Raw genomic sequence first — 22,326 nt, 5'->3', positions numbered from 1 at the left:
TCAACGAAAAGCGCTGTTGCAGAAAATACCTATAGCATGATGAGAGGAAAATGAGAGAAGGTCGCGAGGGAGTATAAGGGGAACGAATTCCCCTTCAATTACAACACTATCAGTGGTTATTTATCTTTGTTAGCCAGAAATAACCAGGTTTCCAATACACTATCAGGATTTAAAGAAACACTGTCGATGCCTTCATCCATTAGCCATTGAGCCAAATCTGGATGATCTGAAGGTCCCTGCCCGCAAATACCGACATATTTACCTGCTTTCTTACACGCCTGAATTGCCATACTCAGAAGCGTTTTAACAGCAGGATTACGCTCGTCAAATAAATGAGAAATAATTCCCGAGTCGCGATCAAGGCCAAGTGTCAACTGAGTCAAATCGTTTGAACCAATCGAGAATCCATCAAAATACTCTAGAAACTGCTCTGCTAACAATGCATTTGATGGTAGTTCACACATCATTATCACTCGCAATCCATTTTCACCGCGTTTCAGACCATATTTTTCCAGAAGCGAGATAACCTGAGAAGCTTCTTCCAGAGTTCGCACAAATGGAATCATGATTTCAACATTCTCTAATCCCATTGTCTCACGCACGGTTTTAATTGCCTGACATTCGAGCGCGAAACAATCTTCAAATTCTTCTGATATATAGCGCGAAGCCCCGCGGAATCCAAGCATAGGATTCTCTTCTTCAGGCTCATACAGGTAACCGCCTACAAGATTGGCATACTCATTGGACTTAAAGTCAGACATACGAACTATGACTTTTTGTGGAGAGAACGCGGACGCCAGAGTCGAGATACCTTCAACCAGTTTGTCGACATAAAACTGGACAGGGCTATCATAACCGGCCATGTGATCTTTAATATTTTCAACTAAATCTTCATCATCAAGCTGGTCAAACTCTAATAATGCTCTAGGATGCACGCCTATCATTCTATTGATGATAAATTCAAGACGAGCCAACCCAATACCAAAATGAGGAAGTCGCGCGAAGTCAAATGCACGATCAGGGTTGCCTACATTCATCATTATTTTAAATGGTAAATCAGGCATGTCATCAATCTGGCTTTCATTGACATTAAAGTCGAGGAGACCTTCATATATATTTCCTGTATCTCCTTCAGAACAGGAAACAGTCACTTCCTGATCCATAGCGATTCTGTCAGTCGCATCACCACATCCAACTACAGCAGGAATACCTAGTTCGCGAGCTATAATCGCCGCATGACAGGTTCGACCGCCGCGGTTGGTAACAATTGCGGAAGCCCGCTTCATAATGGGTTCCCAATCAGGGTCTGTCATGTCAGTTACAAGAACATCCCCTTCTTTTACTTTGTTCATTTCACTTAAGTCAGAAATAACTCTTGCAGGGCCTTTACCTATTTTTTGACCAATTGCTCGACCTGTGGCAATGATATTTGAAGTATTTTGTAGAACATAGCGCTCTATAACGCGTCCGTCATCACGACTACGCACAGTTTCCGGGCGAGCCTGAACAATGTATAGCTTGCCATCCGCTCCGTCTTTTGCCCATTCAATATCCATTGGGCGTTTGTAATGACCTTCAATAATTTGCGCTTGCTTTGCCAATTCCTGTACTTCTTCAGAAGTTATACAGAATTGGTGACGTTCAGCCATGGATACTTCGACAGTTTCTACTGATTTCCCGTGATCAGAATTATCCGTATAAATCATTTTTATCGCTTTGCCGCCAAGGGTCTTGCGAACAATAGCTGGTTTTCCTGCATTTAATGTAGGTTTGTGTACATAAAACTCATCAGGATTTACTGCACCTTGAACAACTGTTTCCCCGAGACCGTAGGCGCCAGTAATGAAAACAACGTCATCAAAGCCGGATTCAGTATCAATGGTAAACATTACGCCGCTTGCAGCGATATCACTTCTTACCATCTTTTGTACGCCAGCACTTAGTGCAACTTCTGCATGCTCGAAGCCCTGATGAACTCGATATGAAATCGCTCGATCATTAAATAGAGAAGCAAACACCTCTTTCAGCGCCAATTTTACATTTTCCCATCCGCGGACATTAAGGAATGTTTCTTGTTGTCCAGCAAATGAAGCATCGGGTAAATCCTCGGCTGTTGCAGATGAGCGGACGGCAACCGCAAACTCTTCGTTCGCATCCGCTTTAAGTTCCAAATAGGCTTTTTCTATGGCTTCCTCCAGCTCTGGCTGGAAAGGAGTATCAATTACCCATTGACGAACTTTGGCGCCAGTTTCTGCCAACGCATCTACATCATCCACATCCAGCTTTTGCAGTTCAGCCTGGATTTTATCGTGCAAGCCGCTCTGGGCCATAAAGTCCCTGAAAGCTTGTGCAGTTGTCGCAAATCCGTTGGGAACACTTACTCCCATATTGCTCAGATTGCTGATCATCTCGCCTAGCGAGGCATTTTTTCCACCGACGCGATCAACATCGTCCATTCCTAAGCCATCGTACCAAAGCACATATTCTTGCACGGTCTATCACTCCTAAAGTCGTGTTTTTGTCACAATTAACCACAGTTTACGGGATTTTGTTGCCCAATTCCCTTCTCCGTGATTAAATTCTTTTTTCTTAAAACGCGGGTATTTTACTGCAAGGGCGAGCAAATATGAAACGGAAGGTATTTTTTATATCAGACAGAACAGGAATAACGGCTGAAATGTTTGGCCAATCACTGTTATCTCAATTCGAAACTGTAGATTTTGATGAAAATACCCTTCCCTATGTAGACTCGATAAAAAAAGCAGAAGACGCCAAAGCACAGATAGTGCGCGCGCAGCAGGAAACAGGGCTAAGACCTATTGTATTCGATACCATAGTAACACCAGAAATAAGGCAAGTTATTCAGTCAAGCGAAGCCCTGGTTCTGGATTTTTTTCACACATTTATCGGCCCTCTAGAGACTGAGCTTGGCGAAACTTCTGGCTTTCGCGTCGGTAAAACCCACTCATTAGCAGACAACGAAGCCTATGACTCTCGAATTGAAGCCGTCAACTTCGCACTAAATAACGATGACGGCGTCACTACTCGCCACTACGATAAAGCAGATGTTATCTTAGTCGGAGTCTCGCGCTGTGGAAAAACACCGACATCACTCTATATGGCTATGCAATTTGGCATCAAAGCTGCGAACTACCCCTTTACCGAAGATGATATGGAAAAATTGAGCCTTCCGATTTCGCTGAAAAAGCATAAGCATAAAATCTTCGGGCTAACGATTAATCCCAATCGATTGCATGAAATAAGAACAGAAAGAAAGGCTAATTCTCGTTACGCCTCACTAAAGCAATGTCAATTTGAAGTCAGAGAAGTTGAAGCATTATATCGACGGGAAAAGATACCAAAACTCAATACGACCACTCGCTCAGTCGAAGAGCTAGCCACCAAAATTCTGGCTACAACCGGCATAAAAAGGCGTGTTTTTTAAAGCTGTATCTAGCTTTCAGAGGCTAAAATAAAGCCGGGAATATCCCGGCTTTATTGTTAGTGAGTAAATGCAAACCAAGGTAGTCGATACTCCCTGGAGAAGAACCCACAGACTGAAACTAGTCTTCAGCGTTGATATCACCTTTAACATTTTTCATTGACAGGCCCCCACTTCCCGAATTAATGATTGTTAAACCATCTTCAAGATTGGCTACACGAATAGCTCCAGAACCGTCATCAATAGTAACATGACCACCGATGTTGCTCGCGCTTAACTCGCCGGAACCATCATCAATATTTACCGTACCGCCAACATCGCTCAACTCTATTTCACCAGAGCCGTCATCAATAATGACATTTCCGCCGAGTTTTTTCGCAACAATTTCGCCCGAACCGTCCTCTATTTTTACATTGCCTTGAATGTTTTCTATGTTAATTGGGCCGGAACCATCATCTATTGCCAGATCAGCCTTTAAGTTTTGTACCTCAATAGCCCCTGATCCATCTTCAATGTTAGTTATCATACTTTCGGGAACCCGGACAGTCAGATCAATTTTTGCCGATCTTCCTCCCCAGCTGAAACCACTGGTATTCGCATCAGCTTTTAGAACAGCTTTGCTGCCAACCTTCTCCAAAACTAGCTTATATTCGTCCTTGTCAACTTCAAGCTCAGCCTTGACTTCAATAGCTTCAAGGTCGGCTACACCTTCTACTTTGATAAAGCCTGCACCTGCATCGATATCAAGACGCTCGATACCATTTACAGGCAAAGAAAGGTTTTCAGTAGTCTCGTAATTAATACTAGCCGCGTGAACATGAATACAGCCAGATAGTACGAGTGCGCTTGCGCTAACAGCAAAAAGAGTTTTGATTTGACTCATTATTATTCCTTAAATAACAATTTAATTAGATATTCATCACTACAAGCAATCAGCGTGCCATTGCTTAACTGCTTGAATATTCGCATGAATTAAAGCCTTAGACGACAGAATGGTGAAAATGGTTGGTACAAATGATAAATAATTGGTCTTATTGACAACTTCATGTCATCGACAAAATAATGACAAAAAAAAGCCACCTTACCAGGTGGCTTAAATAATATCGGAGATTCTTCACAAGGAAATCCGACTGCCTAACTAACAACCGAAAGGGGAGTTACATTCTCTGTTAATTATGACTGGCCGAGATCCAAATAGTTCAAAATATATTTGAGATATTTTCTTTTTTTAATAAAAAAAACATTATTCTTTTATTATTCAATAAGTTAGACTAATTTACAGGAGCTTCTCATGCGATAACCTTGGCCAAGTTTGAGAGAGACAGTATTTGCCTTTTTCATTTTTACTCAATTTTCCCATCGCTGTCTGCGAGTCATGAGTAAAGAAAAGGAAAGCGTTTCTTTCTATCAAGTCAGACAGAAGCGCCTCCTTTTCATCGATTAGCTTCTCTGCAAATCGATCATAACCCATGGTTATCGGTAAATGGACCCAGGGAACTCCAGGTATAAGATCCGCACAAAAAACTACTGGACCGGCCGGCATAGAAACCTCGGTCAGCATCATCCCTGGAGTATGTCCATCCGATATATAGAATCGATAATCTTCGCCGAGCAGCGGGTGATTTTCCTGTTCGACCAAGTGCACTTTCTCGCGCTTTTTCAGCATTTCCATAAGCTCAGGAATAAAGGAGGCTCGATCTCTGTAATGAGGAGTCAAGGCTCTATCCCAGGCTTTTTTTCCAATAATGATATCTGCATTGGGAAATAAAAGTTCGCAAGGCTCTCCCTCTCGCCACTCACTGAGTAGCCCTCCAATATGGTCGAAGTGCAGGTGAGATAATACCAAAATATCGATATCCTCATGTTTCAAGCCGTGCTTTTGCAACGATTCAAGCAGCACGTGATGTGGCTCGACAATTCCAAAGCGACTTTTCAATTTGGGTTCGAAAAATGCGCCAATACCGACTTCAAACAAGATATTCTTGTCGCCGTCTTTTACCAGCAATGCTCGACAAGCGAGATCAATTCTATTTTCTTGGTCAACAGTTACCCATTTCTCCCACATTGCTTTCGGAGCGTTACCAAACATGGCTCCGCCATCAAGCTTCTGCGAGTTACCTCTAACTGAGAACAGCGTCTTCACTAGCATCTTCCTTAGTTTTACTTGAGCTTGTCGCATCTATCGAGTCAGAATCGATAGATTCCTCACCCGACTCTTCGATTTTTTCTATCTTAAAATGAGTTATTCCGTAAATAATGGAAACTACAGGATTTGCAAGGTTGAAAAAACAAAACGGGAGATACACCAGAGTAGGAACTCCCAATGTTCCCGCCATAAAAGCACCACAAGTATTCCATGGAATCATCGGAGAAGTAATAGTGGCAGAATCTTCTAAAACTCGAGAAAGATTTTTAGGATGTAACTTACGTTTTTTAAATTCTGCACGATACATTCTGCCGGGAAGAACAATCGCTATATATTGGTCAGCAGCAATTATATTCGTCCCAATACAGGTTCCGATAACTGTTCCAATTAGCGACCCGGTACCTTTCACCATTTTTAGTGCACTAGTAACCAGCCGTTGTAGTAATCCGATTGTTTCCAACACAGCACCAAAAGTCATTGCACATAAAATTAACCAGACAGTGTTGAGCATATTAGCCATACCGCCGCGACCATCACCACCACTACTCAAAAGCTGGTCAACCACTTTATCTCCAGTTACCACGGTAAAACCGCCGTACATTGCTCGCCACACAGCATCAATAGCATTAACCCAATAATACTGAGACGAACCAGACATTTTTTCGACAACAGGTGCCTGGAAAAAAGCGGCAAATAGGCCGCCAACCAAAGCACCAATAAATAGCGTTGGAAATGCCGGCATTTTTTTATACGCCAGAAATAGCACCAAAAATAACGGCAATAACGTGAAAAAAGAAATTGAGAAGTTAGCATTGATGATTGATAAAGTATTTTGCAAACCTTCTGAAGATCCTTCAGCTGAGCCTGTGAAACCGATCACCGTGAAAATAATGATCGCAATCAAAATACTTGGCCCTGTTGTCCAGGCCATATGACGAATATGGGTAAAGAGTTCGGTTCCAGCAACCGCAGGTGCTAAATTAGTCGTATCCGACAGAGGTGACATTTTGTCACCGAAATAGGCACCAGAAATAATTGCCCCAGCAGTGATCGGTAAAGATAGTTCAAGCCCGGCGGCAATACCGATCAGCGCGACCCCGACTGTACCTGCAGTTGTCCATGAGCTACCGATACTGATAGAAACCAATGCGCAGACAACGCAAGCAGCGGCATAAAAAATACTGGGATCCAGTATTTTGAGTCCATAATAAATCATGGTTGGCACAGTACCCGATAAAATCCAGGTACCAATTAAAGAACCAACCATCAACAGAATTAAAATAGCTCCCAATGCCATAGAAATCCCTTTAACAATACCAGTTTCAATATCGCGCCATCGGTATCCATTTTTATGGCCAACAAGCATTGCAATCGCGGCAGCCAGCAATAATGCTATCTGATTAGCTCCGTAGGAAGAGCTATCCCCATATAAAATAACCGAGCCAGCCAACATAATAATTAGCGCAATAATCGGAATTAAAGCATCTAGCAAAGATGGTGCTTTTGTCTTACTACTCATAAATATCTACCTTGTCGGTCCTGATTAATTTTTGTTTTATTCTTAGGAAAGCTACACTTTTATTCTCTGGAGAACCCCCTATCGGCTGTAACCTGTTTGGCTTCCCTTCAATTGCCAATACCTGTCACGCAGGCGAGTCGCCCGGGAAACCATCGACTGTCTCTCCCCTTGTATAAATACTGCGTAAGTATTGCTGGTCACTTCCAGCGGATCTCCATCCCAAATAACCACATCAGCATCCATTCCCGGTTCGAGTTGGCCATAGTTCTTCACGCCGAATACTTCTGCTGCATTAATAGTCATTGCTTCAATCGCGGCAGTATGCGGTAACCCATTAGCAACCGCGTTGCCTGCAGACTGCCTGACCAGGTAAGCGTTGTGAGTGCCACCACCGGTAAAAATCAGTTTCACCCCAGCCTCGTAAAGCTTGGCAGCGCCATCTAGTCTAACCGTTAACGCATCGAACGAAGGGATATTAGCAATAGGATCCATTAATACAGGTACATTGCCCTCAGCCAGCTCTTTAGCAACTTGCCAGGCCTCCCCTGCTCCCGAAACTACCAGTTTAAATCCAAACTTTTTCTTTAAGGCGATCAGGTTCAATATATCATCAGCGCGACCAGCCTCAATAACCAGAGGAACCTGGCCAGTTAAAACCGGTATTAATGCTTTCAGATCATCTAAGGACTGACTGAACTCATATTTAATTCCGGGTTTGAACTGAGACAAATTCGAGCGAACGTACGTAGCTTCGCTCAAAGCCTTTTCCAACCTGGCGTATGCCGCAGCACGAGAACCACCGCTCATGCCAGCCGCAGCGCTACCATATACTGCGCTCTGAACCGCTCGTTGTTTTATCAGTCCGTTCTTTTCAGAGCGCAGAAGGATCAGAGCTCCTTCTCCAGCAAACAAATTATTTCCATTGTACGGCATGACCAGTGCACGCGTTAAACCATTAGTACGGTTTTGCGGAATGAGCGTCGAATGAAAATTGATCGCTGGGGCGATATTAAAAGAGGCTCCCATACCTTCCATTTCAGTAGAAGTATCATTAGTACTCTCCACCGCGCTAATCTCAACCAGTCCCAGTTGAGTTCGGGCGTTCATCAAACCGGGAGTTACATGTTTACCGGTTGCATCAAAAACCTTGTCACCCTCTTGCGGCTCCAGATTGACACCAATTTGCTGTATCTTGCCATTCGCTACTCGAAGATCGGCATGATCTAATCGACCCTTTGCTGTCGCGGTATGCAGTGTCGCATTTTTTATGAGAAACGACTCACTTTCTGTCGCCTGTAGTTGCGGAGCGAAAGCAACGAATACACTTAACCCAATGCCAGAACAAAGCTTTAACGCTGAACATTTCATAGTCGCTCTCCTTCAGGGTCTTCAATGCCTAACTCAAAGTCACTCGCCGCCTGCCTTGATTTATCATCTCGATCAAAAACCAGAGCTCCATCAATAAACACTTTTTCTGCCTTTGCATAGACGCTAAATGGATTTTGATTCCAAATTACAAAATCAGCCATCTTACCGCTCTCTAAAGAGCCTACCAGGGAATCTACCCCCATAGACCTGGCCGAGTTTAACGTTAACCAACGAATCGCGTCTTTTGGTTTGATTTGTAGTCCCATTCGGTTTCCGGCAGCCATTGCTTTGGCGGCTTCCTGATTTAAATGTTGGATTCCTATTGCTGAATCAGAATGAACAATAGCGCAGGCATTCGGACTAGCTTTATCCACCATGGCAACATTTTCTGTAACCGTATCGAATGCTTCATGTTTGAACCCCCACCAGTCAGCCCACATCGCTGCACAAATATTGTTTTCGGCAAGAAGATCAGCCACTTTGTATGCTTCAATTGCGTGATGGAAGGTTGAAATCTTATAACCGAACTCTTTCGCTATATCGATCATTACGGCCATTTCTTCAGCCCGATAACAATGGTTATGAATTCGAATTTTTCCTTCAAGCACGCCTTTTAAAGTCTCTAGCTGCAAATCTCGGCCAGGAGGCTCTACTTCTTCTCCCTGTTCGGCTTTTTTATAGTAATCATCCCATGATTTCTTGTATTCAACCGCCTCTATCCAGGCTTTTCGATATCCTGCAACATTTCCCATCCGAGTCATTGGTGACCGTCCGTCACTCCCATAAACTCTTTTGGGATTTTCTCCACAGGCCATTTTTAACGCATGAGGTGCATTAGGAAACTTCATACCCTGCATAGTTACAGAAGGAACATTTTTCAACGCCACGCCGCGTCCACCAAAAAGGTTTGCCGAGCCAGGTAACACTAACATACTCGTAACCCCACCCGCTCGCGCAAGGTTAAATCCCGGATCTTGCGTCCAAACAGCATGTTCAGCCCAGACTTCAGCTGTATTAGGTGCTGTCATTTCATTCCCATCTTCAGCCATTTTATGCGAAGGCGAAGGATAAACACCCAAATGGGAATGAACGTCAATGATTCCAGGTGTAATCCATTTACCTTTGACATCGACAATTTCCACGTCAGGTGAGACTGCCACACTTTTCCCCACCTCCACTACTTTACCATCTTTGATAAACAGAAAAGCTTTATCAATACGCTCACCAGTACCAACTAGTAGGGTAGCATTTTTGAATAGCATACTTTTGGAGGGTAGTGGTTTGTATGTTGAAACAAATACAGGTTCAGGACGTTTAACTTCTACTTTTTCATGTGGCTTCTCAGGCTGGCAACCAGCACTGACCGAAAGCAAAGCAAATAGTACAAGACGAGAAACTTTCAATTTTTTCTCCAATTAAAAAAATTATCAATTGTAATTTCAACGCTTCGTGCGCAATAGGCCAATAGCTTTACTGGTAGGCAATGCAGGCCCGAATAGTCCATTAATAGTTAATAAACTAATTTATCCCCGACAAAAATACAGGCCTCAACTAAAAAAGTAAAAGCCTGTACCTGAGATTCGCTTAAGTTAAGATTCTTTAGATCGGACTCAAGTAAAAGTTGTCCTCTCCACTCACTAGCCAAGCAACATATTAAGAATTTTCACGCCAAAATAATTATCCAGAACAGTCACAATAAATATAGCCCCCAACAATACCGGACAAATATAGCTAATTGCAAAATCAACGTAAGATTGTAACCAGGTTCCTTTAATTTCCTCGTCACCATGAGAAATCTCTTCGTTAAAGTTTTCTTTTCGCCAAATATAAGCAGTGAATACTGCAATGAGGAAACCTCCTAGAGGTAAGAAAGTATCACTAGCAATCAAAGCAACAAAGCTTAAGAAATCAAGAGTGCCCGGACCTGGCAAGGTAATAAATTTGGTCAATGCCTCAACCGCGCCGGCAGAAAGCAGAGATGGTATACCAACGGCGAAAATAATTAACGCAACAATCCATGTAGCTTTGGTTCGATCAACTTTCTTTTCGTCGACCATATATGCGGTGGGGACCTCTAGCAAAGAAATGGTTGAAGTAAATGCAGCAAATGAAAGAAGCAGAAAGAATAAACTACCTACAATAACTCCTAACACATCCCCCAGAGACTCAAAAACGCCAGGCAGAGTTACAAAAATTAAACCCGGCCCACCATTTGTCTCAATCCCTTGAGAAAATACAAAAGGGAAAATCATAAAACCTGCCAAAACAGCAACGCCAACATCAACCAGAGTAATCTGAGCAGCCGAGCTGACAATATTGTCATTTTTATTGACATAACTACCGTAAGTAATCAAAGCCCCCATTCCTAGAGAAAGAGAGAAAAATGCCTGTCCAAGAGCGGAATAAACCACAGTACCAGTAATTTCACTAAACTCAGGTATCAAATAAAACTTTAATCCCTCCATCGCATTAGGCAAAGTTAGTGCATAAACAATCAGCGCCAAAATCATAACGAATAAGGTTGGCATCAATATTTTTGCAGCCTTTTCAATGCCTCCGGAGATGCCTCTCGAGACAACAAAAGCTGTACCTACCATAAAAATAACGCTGTAGGCGCCGACTTTAATAAAGTCTGCGGTGAAATCTCCAAAGTGCTGGCCGATTTCAAAGTTACCCATGACCATTTCAATAAAGTATCCGAATGCCCACGCAGCAACAACGTTGTAAAAGGAAAGAATTAATACACCGCTGGTAAGTCCAAGGTAACCAATAATCGACCACTTCTTGTGTCCCAGTGCAGTGAAAGCACCAACAGCATTGCGCTGTGTTTTTCGCCCTATGGCAATTTCTGCCACCATCACCGGAAAGCACAAAATGAAACAAAAGGCCAAATACATAACCACGAAGGCAGCCCCGCCACCTTCGCCAACCTCAAAAGGAAACTTCCAAATATTGCCCAGACCAACTGCCGAGCCTGCTGCAGCCAATATAAAACCTAAGCGAGAGCTAAATCCGCCACGTTGTGTTGCCATTACTAATCCTTCTTCATTATTTATTATTCCACTGTCAGCTATTTCAGACAGCATTTTTCAGACGTCAAATATGCCCTAAACTTGCCATAAGACCATAGAACATAGGGGCCCGACAAGAGGGATCGATAAAAAAAATGTCTTGTCAGAGCAGCATTAATCCAGGTGGTTGCAATTTAGACGTCTAAACGTTAGCTTTATCTTCGGCCGGATACTGTTTTTAATCCTCGATAGAAATCCTCCTTCAAAGTCTTTTTACTTCATAGAAGGGGATTGCATCGATAAAATCTCGGATAAATAAAAAGATGAAAATAACTTCCTTTCAGACACCTTTGTTATTGATATCCCTGTTATTCAACCTATTCTTTGGAGAAGCCATGGCACAGGAAAAGAACAAAAAGCCCCCGCTGTCGAACAAAAAGATAGCCATTGCAATCCACGGGGGTGCAGGAACAATATTAAAATCCAATATGAGTCCGGCGCTGGAAAAGGCCTATCACCAAAAACTTAGACAAGCACTAAAAGCCGGGTACCAGTTATTAACGAATGGCGGTACAAGTGTTGAAGCGGTTCAGGCTGCCATCATGGTTATGGAAGACTCCTCCCTGTTTAATGCAGGAAAGGGAGCAGTATTTACCCATCACAAAACCAACGAGCTAGATGCCTCCATTATGGAAGGACAAACTCTCAATGCCGGAGCCGTTGCAGGCGTCTCTCATGTCAAAAACCCTATTTTGTTGGCGAGTGAGGTGATGAACCATTCTCAACATGTCATGCTAAGTGGCAGTGGCGCTGAAGATTTTGCTCAAACTCGTGGAATTGAACTAGTAGCTCCAGAGTACTTTCATACTGAACGTCGCTGGCAACAATTACTTAAAGTTCTGAATGAATCACCTGATAGTTTCAAATTGTCAGAAGACAAAGACGACAAACACGCTAATAACGATAGTACAGATTATCCGGTGTGGCCGGATGATAAGAAGTTCGGTACTGTGGGAGCTGTCGCGCTTGACAGTTTCGGTAATTTGGCAGCGGGAACTTCGACAGGCGGAATGACCAACAAAAAGTATGGACGAGTTGGCGATTCACCGATAATTGGCGCCGGTACTTACGCAGACAACAAAGCTTGTGCGATTTCTGCGACAGGTCACGGTGAATTCTTTATCCGTGCAGCAGTCGCCCACGATATTTGTGCTCGGGTGCTCTACAAAAAAATAACACTACAACAAGCAGCAGATGAAGTCATTCTGGAGAAACTGGTGAAAATGAACGCCGATGGAGGTGTTGTTGCTATGTCGCCTCAGGGAGAGCCAGTATTCTCTTTCAATTCTTCAGGAATGTATCGGGGCTTTATCGATTCACAGGGAAATGTCTACACGGCAATTTATAAAGATTAGCGGTTTTAGAGGCTCTATTGCAATGAGGGAGCTAGTGGTTAGATTAACCTTACTCTGACCACTTCAATCAACCCTGTGCTCAAATTCTAGAGCGGACTAAAAGAAATCAGAGAGCACAACGCCAATACCTGCACGTGTAACAGACCGATCATAGTCAATTAAACTTTCTCCATAACCACTGAAAATCTGAGCGTACCCTTTAAAACGCTTACCCATGGGGAAAGTCCATTCCAGCTGCAACGCACCGTGGTTATCGTCGGAGTCGAGATTATTCCTGAACATAAGGCTAAATGTATGATCATCCCATTTGTAATAACTGGAAAACTCAAAAAATCCCATATATTTGTGTATATCAGGGTTGTCATCACCATCAGATGCTAGCGGGTCATCCTTTTCCTTTTCTGGCAGCCTATACCAGGGCTTAAACATAAAAACCCAGTCTTTCCTTTCCCAGACGATTTGTGCGTAGATTCTGTTCCAGCTTTTTGAGAGTGGCTGAGTACGACCATTGGACTGATGTTCAATCCCGATAATATTGACCAGATTTCGCCATTCGCCAATTTTAAAGTCATTCATAAAACCGTAGAAGACTTCTGGTTGGTAGTTGGTTTCTCTGAAAGGCGATGAAATATCACTATTGTACACTTGCCAAAAAGATTGAAGAGTAAAACCAAAAAAAAGGACATCATTTTTCTTGAAAATATCGTCCGCTAGCGGAGCCTTAAAACTGAGTTGAAATTTAGCTTCAAAATTGTCCAGGGGAGCTTCATTATCAGAGGCTCGAAATCCTAACTCATTGGGGTCATCCACATAGGTAATTGGTAAAAAATAGTTTCTTTTGTGTGGCGTTATAACGCTGGGATTATCTCTGGTAGCCTGTTCCCGTTTTAATCTTTCCTCAAGAGCAGACTCCAGCTCTTTTTCCAGCTCTTCCTTTCCCCTTGATTGCTGCTCAGAGTCTCCAAGGACATCTACCCCACCCGCGTATTTATCGACTAATCTGGAACACACCTTATTTAAGAGAGCTATTGTAGTTTGCTCGTCAAGGGTCTTCATCTTATCCATCAGACAAGAGCTTAAATCTTTGTAACTGGACTGTTCTTTAGAATCGTGTGGGAGCGCTTCGTCAGCAACAGACTGTCCACCAATAACCATGGATAGAGCAGTTAAAACTAAGCATATAGCCAATTGAGATTGATTCATTATATTGATGGTAATATTCACGTTCATTTTCTATATTTGTAATGAAGTCTACTGGAAATAGCGGCAAGTTGAAATGAACGCCCATAAAAACAGGCCGCTTTGAGTACTTTAATTGGGCGATGATGTATTTTTGGGAAATCATTACAAGGAGTTGAATATGTCAATTCAGCAAATTCCGACCATTTTGAAGACTATGCGTCCTCAATTTGAAGCACAAACCGCAATTAAAATCACTAACTCCCAGTTTGATATGATGAAAGAAGTGGTCAGTGATTATTGCAAAACTCATGATGCGCCGCGGCTTTACGGGATACTCGGCCGTATAAGTCGAAGGATGAAACAGGCCAACAACCCTCATTTATGGCAAACGGAATTTGAATACTTCGCCTCCAGTATGATGGATGCTTTGAAAGAAAATGGTTGTTGTCGTATGGATGACACCATCGATGATATTAATGAAATTTTTGCACGCAAAAATAAAGATTCCTTACCCGGACATAACCGACGAGATGATAGATCTCAAATATTGAGCATCTTCGGATAGTCTTTAGGTCAAACAGCTACTCAGAAGCCCAATGTAGTTGGGCTTTGTCGTTCACACTTCTCTTACCAATAATATCCAGCTTTCCTTACCAACAACAAGATCTCAAGAGTCAATAGACTCCTCGGGCGAGAGTTCTCTAATGCCCTTTTATATCGAAACTGATACAATATCTGCCACTTTGTAAATAACCAGCTAAGAAAAAACTATGTCATTTGAAAATACTTATGCCGTTGTAAGTGGTGGCGCATCAGGACTCGGACTGGGAGTGGTCGAACGCATCGTGGCACAAGGCGGTAAAGCAGCCATTTTGGATATCAATGAAGAGCAAGGCGAGAAAGTTGCTGCTCAGTACCCTGAACAGGTAATTTTTGTTAAGACAGACATCAGTAACGAAAATGATGTTGATGGTGCTGTCGACAAAGCAGTGGAGACCTTTGGTCAGATAAACCTCGCAGTTGGCTGCGCTGGAATTCTGGGCGCGGGAAGAATCATCAGCAAAAAGGGCCCCATGCCAGCCGACTATTTTAAAAAGGTTATTGATATCAATCTGGTGGGTAGCTTTCTGTTAACCCGAGCAGCGGCTAGAGTTATGCAGAATAATGAGCCGATCGAAAAAGAACGTGGAGTGATAGTTCATACTGCTTCAATCGCGGCTTTTGAAGGACAGTTCGGACAGGTTGCCTACTCAGCTACCAAATCTGCAATTGTAGGAATGATGCTGCCACTGGCCAGAGAGTTTTCAAAGCTTGGAGTTCGTATCATGGCAATTGCTCCAGGCAGTTTTGAAACCCCTATGATCGCTGATGTTCCGGACGATATTCGTGAACAGCTATGCGCTACAGTGCCTTTCCCTTCGCGCTTTGGCAAGGCTGATGAGTTTGCCCAGTTGGTTCAACAAATCGTTGAAAACCAGATGCTGAATGGCACCACCATTCGACTTGATGGCGCGGCAAGATTGCAATAAGTTGAAAAAGGTCCCTCTGGAGATGCATCATTCTTCGGAGGGAAAGCAGTCCTTTTATTCCCCCCCCCAGATATCGAATCCCCTTTAGAACTAAAATGGTATATCAAGCTGTTCCAGCTTGCTTTTTGGAGTTTGCGGAAACTTAACTCCAATTCCCAGTAAACGAATTGGCTCGGGAAAATTCTTGCGTAACCTTTTGAACAGAGCTGTTATGAGACTAACATCCAGACCTTGGGAAATAGACTCCGCTGATCGAATTTGAAAATCAGCCATCTTTACTTTGACATAGACCTTGTTGATTTTCTCCGCTTTATCGATTTTTTGAAGGCGACGAGTTAAATCAGATATCAGCTCGATTAACTTTGCCTCGCACTCACTCCACTCACTAATGTTTTCATTAAAAGTGTTTTCAACACTGAGAGACTTTCGATCTGAATGCGGCTTAACCGTGCGCTTATCTTCTCCACGACAAAGATCGTATAAATACTTTCCTGTTTTACCAAATTTGTCCAGTAGCACACCGAGCTCAACTTTTTTTAGCTCCCCGCAGGTGAAAATATCCATAGACTCCAGTTTTCGTGCCATAACTTTCCCAACACCATGAAGCTTCTTCACAGGAAGTTTTTCGATAAAGTAAGTTTCCTCTTCAGGTAATATTACCTTCAAGCCAGCAGGTTTATTCCAGTCACTCGCAATTTTTGCCAGAAACTTACTACGGGCAACACCGGCTGAAGCGGTTAACTGGGTTTGCTGATAAATTTCATAACAAATAGCCTGAGCTATCCAGGTTGCACTATTGTGATAGTGAGTGGACTCTGTAGTATCAAGATAAGCTTCGTCCAGCGATAAGGGCTCAACCAGTTCAGTATATTGATGAAAAATTTGGCGGATTTTTTTCGACTCTTCTTTATATTTATTGAGGTTAGGTCGAACGAATACGAGATCCGGACAAAGCCGCGCGGCATGCGCAGATGGCATTGCTGAGTGCACTCCAAAACGCCTGGCTTCATAATTACAGGTCGCTATCACTCCTCTGGAATGAGGATTGCCACCAACGGCTACAGGCATACCTTTTAGTGACGGGTCATCACGCTGCTCAATGGCTGCATAAAAGCAATCCATATCAACGTGAATTATCTTGCGCATAAACAATCTTCAAAACTACTTATATAAGTAGCGCCAATCGTAACATAGTCAACCGCACACACCAAGCAACAGTTAACGAATAAGTTTGACCCTTTTTCGAGGATTCTAACGTTGAGGATTAAATTACTAATATTCGATGACTTTACATCTAACCTGATGGACTAAACAAGAGGTATATTTTGCAACTGTTTCGCCTGTTTTTAATGCTGCTCTCCTTTCCTGCTTATAGTGCTACATATAAGATTCCATTTGATTACGGAGACAATAATGTAGCCTATATCAAGCTGGAAGCTAACACCCACTTATGGCAACCCTGTGATTGTCAGGGCCAGGCATTAACATTAAAAGACATGGGAGTTGAAACTCTGCTGAAAGCGCTCAATGCCGAAAATACAAATATTCCTGATGTCTCTCTTCACGCCACGCTCCAACACTCTCCGCAGGAAATACAGGCTCCTTTACTTATAGTCCCCGGAGGCTATGTTAGCTCAGCATTTCCTGTGACTGCTGAGTATTTTGCAAGTCATGGATATCAGATACTCTATGTCGATACCGGCAGGGAATCGTTAATAGATCAGGTGAAAATGGTCAAACAAGTTTTACACAAATATGAGAAACTGATTCGTCAATCAAGTAAGACTGTGTTTTACGGCTTCCACTCTGGTGCAGGTGTAGCTCTACACCTTTCTGAAACTTTTCCTGCATCCGGTTTAATCAGTATAGAAGGCAATGAAAGTTGGAAAAATGAAAAAATGGGCTGGCCTGCCCTCAAGAAAACTCTCAACGTTAACAAAATAAATTTACCTATCCACCGATTCTATTCGCCTAACAAGCTACCGGAGTGGTACTTCTCTTCCCCCAAAAATACCACTCTTGAATTTTACCAAAACTACTCGGGTCCAACAGAAGTTACCAAACTCGACGAAGAATTGGGACATGATGAGCTCAGCGATCTGGTGTTATGGTTTACCTGGGAACCAAAGCTTTATCAGCCACCGACTCTGGGCCGAGTTGACGAATACAATAGAATGCTGGGGTTAATCAGACAACAGATTGAACAGTGGAAATAAAAATGTCATCTCGACAATGACAGTTGTCGAGCGCCCGCTGCAAAATATCAATTACTTCAGGCGGCGGTTGGAATAGATACTTTGAATCTTGCGCCGCCTAATTCACTTTTATCAATACTTATTTCACCACGATAAGTCTTAATAATGTCCATTACAATTGAAAGGCCAAGTCCTTGCCCTTCAGCTTGCTGATCGAGACGCTTACCGCGTGCTAGAATCAATTCTGTCTTTTCCTGCGGGATGCCAGCGCCATCATCGTCAACAGTAATAAAAAGTTCGGCAAACTGGTTGTCAACACTGATTAGGACTTCACTTTTAGCCCACTTGCAAGCATTGTCGGCGAGATTACCTACGAGTTCCATGAGATCGCCTGGCTCACCCGGGAAAAAAGCTTCATGATGAACATCAGCTTTGATATTCAAACCTTTGGTTTGATGAACTTTGTTAAGCGCATCAACAATTTTATAAACTTCAGGTTCTACAAGACATTTGCGGCGAAGTGTTTGTCCAGCGGAAATTACTGAACGATTTAACTGGTATTTAACGATATCGTCAACGCGCTCAACCTGTTTTGCTAGCTGTTTACGACTTTCAGATTCAGATAAATTCTGCAATTCGCTTTTCATTACCGCAAGCGGAGTTTTTAAGCTATGCGCAAGATTTCCAAGACTATCTCGGTAGCGCCTTTTTTGCAGAGCTTCTGACTCCAGCAAACTGTTGATACTGGAAGTTAGAGGTACTAGCTCTTTAGGGAATACCCCTTCAACCTTATCAGCATCCCCATGTCCAACCATTTCAATTTGCTTCTGCGCTATTTTGAGAGGGCTCAACGAAAGTTCCAATGAAACGATTAAAACCAGCACAATACAAACGGTCGTAACCCAAAGCCAAAGTGAAACCTGAGTTTTAAACTGATTAACCTGCTCCCGCATAATTTCCTGCTTTTCACCGATTAAAAACAGGTACTCTCCTTCCATTCCATTTTCGTGTTCCCAAATTATGGTGTCTCCAACCCAAAACATCGCATATTGATCAAGCTTACCTGAAGTTAGCGAATCCAAAGAGTAAGCTGCAGAGATATCCGGCAAGGTCGCATATGTATCACTAGATTTAGAACGCCAGATCAAATCACCATCGACATCCAGTACATAAGCGACGAGTCCCGAATTTAAATGATTAAGCCGGTCATTTCTTGAAACCAGAGGAATGGTGAGTTGAGCATCACGATCTTCGGCGACAGCCATTAGAGCATAGATTTGCGCGGTCAAACTTTCCTGAATACGAGACTTGCTTGCGTTAATATAGGCTGTTTTGGTTATCACGTAGACAGCATAAAAAGCGAGCATAACGATAGTCGTGCTAACGATAGCCAAGCGCCATTTTAAAGACCAGCGTTTCATCATATCAAGAAAGATATTCAGGGTTCAGACGATACCCTTGTCCACGCAATGTTTGAATCAGCTTTAGCTCTTGATCGGGATCGACTTTTTTACGCAGGCGGCCAACAAAAACTTCAAGAACGTTGCTGTCACGATCAAAATCCTGCTCATAGATGTGCTCTGTCAATTCAGTCTTAGACACTACCTTTTTAGGATTTAAAAACAGATATTCAAGAACTTTGTACTCATAGGCCGTCAGCTCGATTGATTTTCCGGCTTTGGTAACAGACTGAGCCATAGTATCTAGCTCAATATCCGCAAATTTGATTGTTGGCGAAGCATATCCAGCGCTACGTCTTAACAATGCATTACACCGAGCTAACAGCTCTTCAAATTGAAAAGGCTTAGCCATATAGTCATCCGCTCCGGTAGACAAGCCTTCAACTTTATCTTGCCACGAATCTCGAGCAGTTAACACGATTACAGGTAATGAATTTCCATCTTCTCTCAGTCTGGATATCAATTCCAGGCCTGACATCCCGGGAAGGCCAATATCAACAACGACAATATCCAAAGGATACTCGCTCGCTATATATAACCCATCTTCTCCACTTTCTGCTGACTCAGTCGCAAATCCGGCTGACTTAAAAGAGCTTACGAGGTTCTCTCTCAAACGTTGCTCATCTTCAACTATTAATACTTTCATATTTCCCTACACTAAATGTTTTGAGGTAATAATCTGCGGAATACTCAACTGCCTGGATCTAACGACAGGCTTTGACAGTCAGGTTTTTAATTCGCTTGTTTCCAACCAGAACTCTAACTCGATATACGGAGTCAGCGCCTTTTTTTTCCAGTTTAATACTGACTATTTTACCCTCTACTTTCCGATTGGCTTTTTTTATCGCTTCTTGGGTCGTCAAGAGCTGACAGTTTTGTTCCGCGTTTTTGTCTTTTGTAACTTCAGCAAAAGCGACTTTATTAGCAAATTCTGATGGCAAAGGTTCTTCGGCATTAGAAGAGAAAGACAAAACACTCAGTAGTGTCCACACTAGGAATTTTGCGCTTTTCCGCCCTGCTTCTGCTAACCACAAGTCGATTATTTTTCTAGCTGCGTGATATTGATGTTTCATATTAACAGTTAACTCTGAAATATTAGTTGCCTGAAAGACCAAATGAAGGCTAATGACTCTACATATAAATACAAAATCTGCCACACTTTATCAGTCTGCTTAACCAGTTACAAGCAACCTTATTGACTTGCTACAAACCATATTGATTAAGCTTAAGCCTGAATAAATGAACTGCAGCTGAACTGTTAAAATAATAGAAGAGTATTTTGCTTAAACGACGACAAGCGGCTCTCCAAGAGCACTGTCGAATCTACAAAGGCTGAAGATTAAAAACACTATGATTTGTCGGAAAAACTCTACGCGACCAACTGTTTCGCCATCGAGTTTAAGGTATCAGACTCAGCTTCAATTTCTCCCAGATTTTGCTCCACGGTTTCCAAATCAAGGGATAAAAGATCCAAGGTTGATTGTGGCACCACCGTTTCCACAGCATCGCCAATACCAATCCTTTTCAGAAGCCTGTTTGCAACTAGAACAATGTTTGAATAAACAGCATGTTTACTCCAGAACTCTTCCTGATGATGGCGGCGAACAGCGACGATGAGTTCATCGGGCATGTGCCAGTTGTGCATTAACCAGGCACCAATTTCTTCATGAGTGACACCCAGAGTATAAAATTCAATATCCTCTATAGAGAGATGGGGATTCGCTTCAATTGTGCGATTGACGATTTCAAATTGAGGCCGAAATATATGACCAAGCAGTAAATGCCCAAAATTATGGAGTAAACCACTAAGGTATATGAGTCCTCGTTCAGGTCTTTGTTTTATCGGCATGGCACGGCATAGCTTTTCTGATAAATTGGCGGAGTATATTGCCTGTTTCCAGAATTGCCTGATGCCTAAGGGTCCTTCTGCTGGAACTTTAAGTGACTTTCCTATCGAAATCCCCAAAGCCAGGTTCATAACGAGCTCAAAGCCAAGAACCCTGGCTATGGCCGTTTCAACCGAATCAACTTTTCCCTGATAACCATAATAGGGAGAACTAGCCCAACTAATGACTTGCGCCGCGAGCGATGGATCACGGCAAACTATTTCAGCCAATTTATGGGCATCCGCACTCGGATCAACTCGTAACTTCATTATATCCTGAGCAATTTCAGGCATAGCTGGAAGGTCAAAAGTTTCATCAACTCTTTGCTTCAAGCGAATAGGCGTAAAACTGGTATCCAGGTCTTTCTCTTTACACTCAACATTTCTTCCAGAATAGAGGCGCTCCGATGGCACCGAAAACTCTCCTCTATCAATCTCAGCAAATAGTTTCAGCAGGTTTTCGGGATCGAGGTGAAGAAGCGCTTCAGCGCCTGAATGAATCAACGCATGGGGCAGTTCAAAAATACTCTTATCTACTATAAGCCGACAATCGTAGACTTCAGGGAAAGTTGGTTCATAACCGGCTTTGCATCCCTTGAATAACTTATCCCGATCGGCTTCAGACATGTTTTCAAACTGTTGTTGAATCAACTTCTCGAACTCTGTCACATCAAGCAAAGAATCAAATGGTAAAACGGCAACAACAGGCCCCTCTCCAGTTTTCATAGGTACAGCTCTCAATAGACGACTTGATTCAGCGCCTAACTGGCGAGCAAGCTCGACTATCGTCAAGTTGGACTCGATTGCTTGTTCTGTATAGGAAACTTCTTTACTTTCAAGGACTTTTGAAATTGATTCTAAAATAGCCAATGGATTTACCTGCTCAGTAGTTGGAAGCCCGTAACTATTCTTTCGCCTTGAACCTTTTACCTACAAAGCAAACATACAGCAAAAGACAGTTTTAACTCCGCGGATTTAAGCCGAACCGAGGTGAAACCTCAGGCGGTACCACTCCATTAACTATAGTCAAATATTGGCTGTTAAGAGAACAAATAAGAGCAAAATGTGAGCTAATTCCAAAACATCGATTTTATATAACGCACTGAGATAAATAGATTTTTATCTGTTATCACATTAAATATCAAAGACTTCCCGGCATCCTACAATAGGAAAA

Annotated in this window: 18 protein-coding genes; 5 read left to right on the top strand and 13 right to left on the bottom strand. The window is 42.7% G+C overall.

Annotated elements, in window-relative coordinates; translation table 11 throughout:
- Positions 1-116: 116 nt before the first annotated feature.
- On the bottom strand, positions 117-2,492 hold the full coding sequence (gene ppsA / locus IYN84_RS00785) for a phosphoenolpyruvate synthase (protein ID WP_196137271.1): 2,376 nt from the start codon (positions 2,490-2,492) through the stop codon (positions 117-119).
- A 134-nt stretch (positions 2,493-2,626) separates the two neighbouring features.
- Here ppsA and IYN84_RS00780 point away from each other — a divergent pair, with 134 nt between their 5' ends.
- The gene (locus IYN84_RS00780; protein WP_196137270.1) at positions 2,627-3,445 is read left to right on the top strand and encodes a pyruvate, water dikinase regulatory protein; all 819 of its coding nucleotides are present in this window, start codon (positions 2,627-2,629) and stop codon (positions 3,443-3,445) included.
- Positions 3,446-3,563: 118 nt separating this feature from the next.
- On the opposite strand, the gene IYN84_RS00775 is transcribed toward IYN84_RS00780, so the two are convergent.
- From IYN84_RS00775 to IYN84_RS00750, 6 genes are all read right to left on the bottom strand, one after another.
- Entirely contained in the window at positions 3,564-4,325 is a 762-nt protein-coding gene (locus IYN84_RS00775; RefSeq protein ID WP_196137269.1) for a DUF4097 family beta strand repeat-containing protein, read from the bottom strand.
- A 393-nt stretch (positions 4,326-4,718) separates the two neighbouring features.
- A complete protein-coding gene (locus tag IYN84_RS00770) occupies positions 4,719-5,585 on the bottom strand; it encodes an MBL fold metallo-hydrolase (protein WP_196137268.1) in 867 nt (288 codons plus the stop codon).
- Positions 5,563-7,107, bottom strand: a complete 1,545-nt coding sequence (gene nhaC, locus IYN84_RS00765) for a Na+/H+ antiporter NhaC (protein WP_196137267.1) — start codon at positions 7,105-7,107, stop codon at positions 5,563-5,565. Before nhaC ends, IYN84_RS00770 begins: the two co-directional genes overlap by 23 nt.
- A gap of 78 nt (positions 7,108-7,185) precedes the next feature.
- On the bottom strand, positions 7,186-8,475 hold the full coding sequence (locus tag IYN84_RS00760; protein ID WP_196137266.1) for an amidohydrolase family protein: 1,290 nt from the start codon (positions 8,473-8,475) through the stop codon (positions 7,186-7,188).
- A complete protein-coding gene (locus tag IYN84_RS00755) occupies positions 8,472-9,878 on the bottom strand; it encodes an amidohydrolase (RefSeq protein WP_246722559.1) in 1,407 nt (468 codons plus the stop codon). Before IYN84_RS00755 ends, IYN84_RS00760 begins: the two co-directional genes overlap by 4 nt.
- A 234-nt stretch (positions 9,879-10,112) precedes the next feature.
- Positions 10,113-11,507, bottom strand: coding sequence for a sodium-dependent transporter (locus IYN84_RS00750; RefSeq protein WP_196137265.1), 1,395 nt, complete (start codon positions 11,505-11,507; stop codon positions 10,113-10,115).
- 302 nt (positions 11,508-11,809) lie between these two features.
- Here IYN84_RS00750 and IYN84_RS00745 point away from each other — a divergent pair, with 302 nt between their 5' ends.
- A complete protein-coding gene (locus tag IYN84_RS00745; RefSeq protein ID WP_196137264.1) occupies positions 11,810-12,901 on the top strand; it encodes an isoaspartyl peptidase/L-asparaginase family protein in 1,092 nt (363 codons plus the stop codon).
- Positions 12,902-12,997: 96 nt separating this feature from the next.
- On the opposite strand, the gene IYN84_RS00740 is transcribed toward IYN84_RS00745, so the two are convergent.
- On the bottom strand, positions 12,998-14,125 hold the full coding sequence (locus IYN84_RS00740) for a phospholipase A (protein WP_196137263.1): 1,128 nt from the start codon (positions 14,123-14,125) through the stop codon (positions 12,998-13,000).
- 136 nt (positions 14,126-14,261) lie between these two features.
- On the opposite strand from IYN84_RS00740, the gene IYN84_RS00735 reads away from it, so the two are divergent.
- Both IYN84_RS00735 and IYN84_RS00730 read left to right on the top strand, forming a co-directional pair.
- On the top strand, positions 14,262-14,648 hold the full coding sequence (locus IYN84_RS00735; RefSeq protein WP_196137262.1) for a hypothetical protein: 387 nt from the start codon (positions 14,262-14,264) through the stop codon (positions 14,646-14,648).
- Between the two features lie 205 nt (positions 14,649-14,853).
- Positions 14,854-15,612, top strand: coding sequence for an SDR family NAD(P)-dependent oxidoreductase (locus IYN84_RS00730; RefSeq protein ID WP_196137261.1), 759 nt, complete (start codon positions 14,854-14,856; stop codon positions 15,610-15,612).
- A gap of 90 nt (positions 15,613-15,702) precedes the next feature.
- Here the strand turns inward: IYN84_RS00730 and dinB are convergent, their stop codons facing one another.
- Positions 15,703-16,758, bottom strand: a complete 1,056-nt coding sequence (gene dinB / locus IYN84_RS00725; RefSeq protein WP_196137260.1) for a DNA polymerase IV — start codon at positions 16,756-16,758, stop codon at positions 15,703-15,705.
- A gap of 179 nt (positions 16,759-16,937) precedes the next feature.
- On the opposite strand from dinB, the gene IYN84_RS00720 reads away from it, so the two are divergent.
- On the top strand, positions 16,938-17,828 hold the full coding sequence (locus IYN84_RS00720; RefSeq protein ID WP_196137259.1) for a hypothetical protein: 891 nt from the start codon (positions 16,938-16,940) through the stop codon (positions 17,826-17,828).
- A 56-nt stretch (positions 17,829-17,884) separates the two neighbouring features.
- Here IYN84_RS00720 and IYN84_RS00715 read toward each other — a convergent pair whose 3' ends face one another.
- From IYN84_RS00715 to IYN84_RS00700, 4 genes are all read right to left on the bottom strand, one after another.
- Positions 17,885-19,231, bottom strand: a complete 1,347-nt coding sequence (locus IYN84_RS00715; RefSeq protein ID WP_196137258.1) for an ATP-binding protein — start codon at positions 19,229-19,231, stop codon at positions 17,885-17,887.
- Between the two features lies 1 nt (position 19,232).
- Complete coding sequence (locus IYN84_RS00710; protein ID WP_196137257.1) at positions 19,233-19,913, bottom strand: response regulator transcription factor; 681 nt, start codon at positions 19,911-19,913, stop codon at positions 19,233-19,235.
- A 58-nt stretch (positions 19,914-19,971) separates the two neighbouring features.
- Positions 19,972-20,340 carry a PepSY domain-containing protein gene (locus IYN84_RS00705; RefSeq protein WP_196137256.1) on the bottom strand — a complete coding sequence of 123 codons (369 nt, stop codon included), beginning with the start codon at positions 20,338-20,340 and terminating at the stop codon, positions 19,972-19,974.
- A 296-nt stretch (positions 20,341-20,636) separates the two neighbouring features.
- Complete coding sequence (locus IYN84_RS00700) at positions 20,637-22,022, bottom strand: HDOD domain-containing protein (protein ID WP_196137255.1); 1,386 nt, start codon at positions 22,020-22,022, stop codon at positions 20,637-20,639.
- Between the last annotated feature and the right edge of the window lie 304 nt (positions 22,023-22,326).

The sequence above is a fragment of the Aliikangiella sp. G2MR2-5 genome (assembly GCF_015687155.1).
GTDB lineage: Bacteria > Pseudomonadota > Gammaproteobacteria > Enterobacterales > Kangiellaceae > Aliikangiella.
Note: the sequence above shows the minus strand (reverse complement) of the source record. Positions and strands in the feature narration are given on the sequence as shown.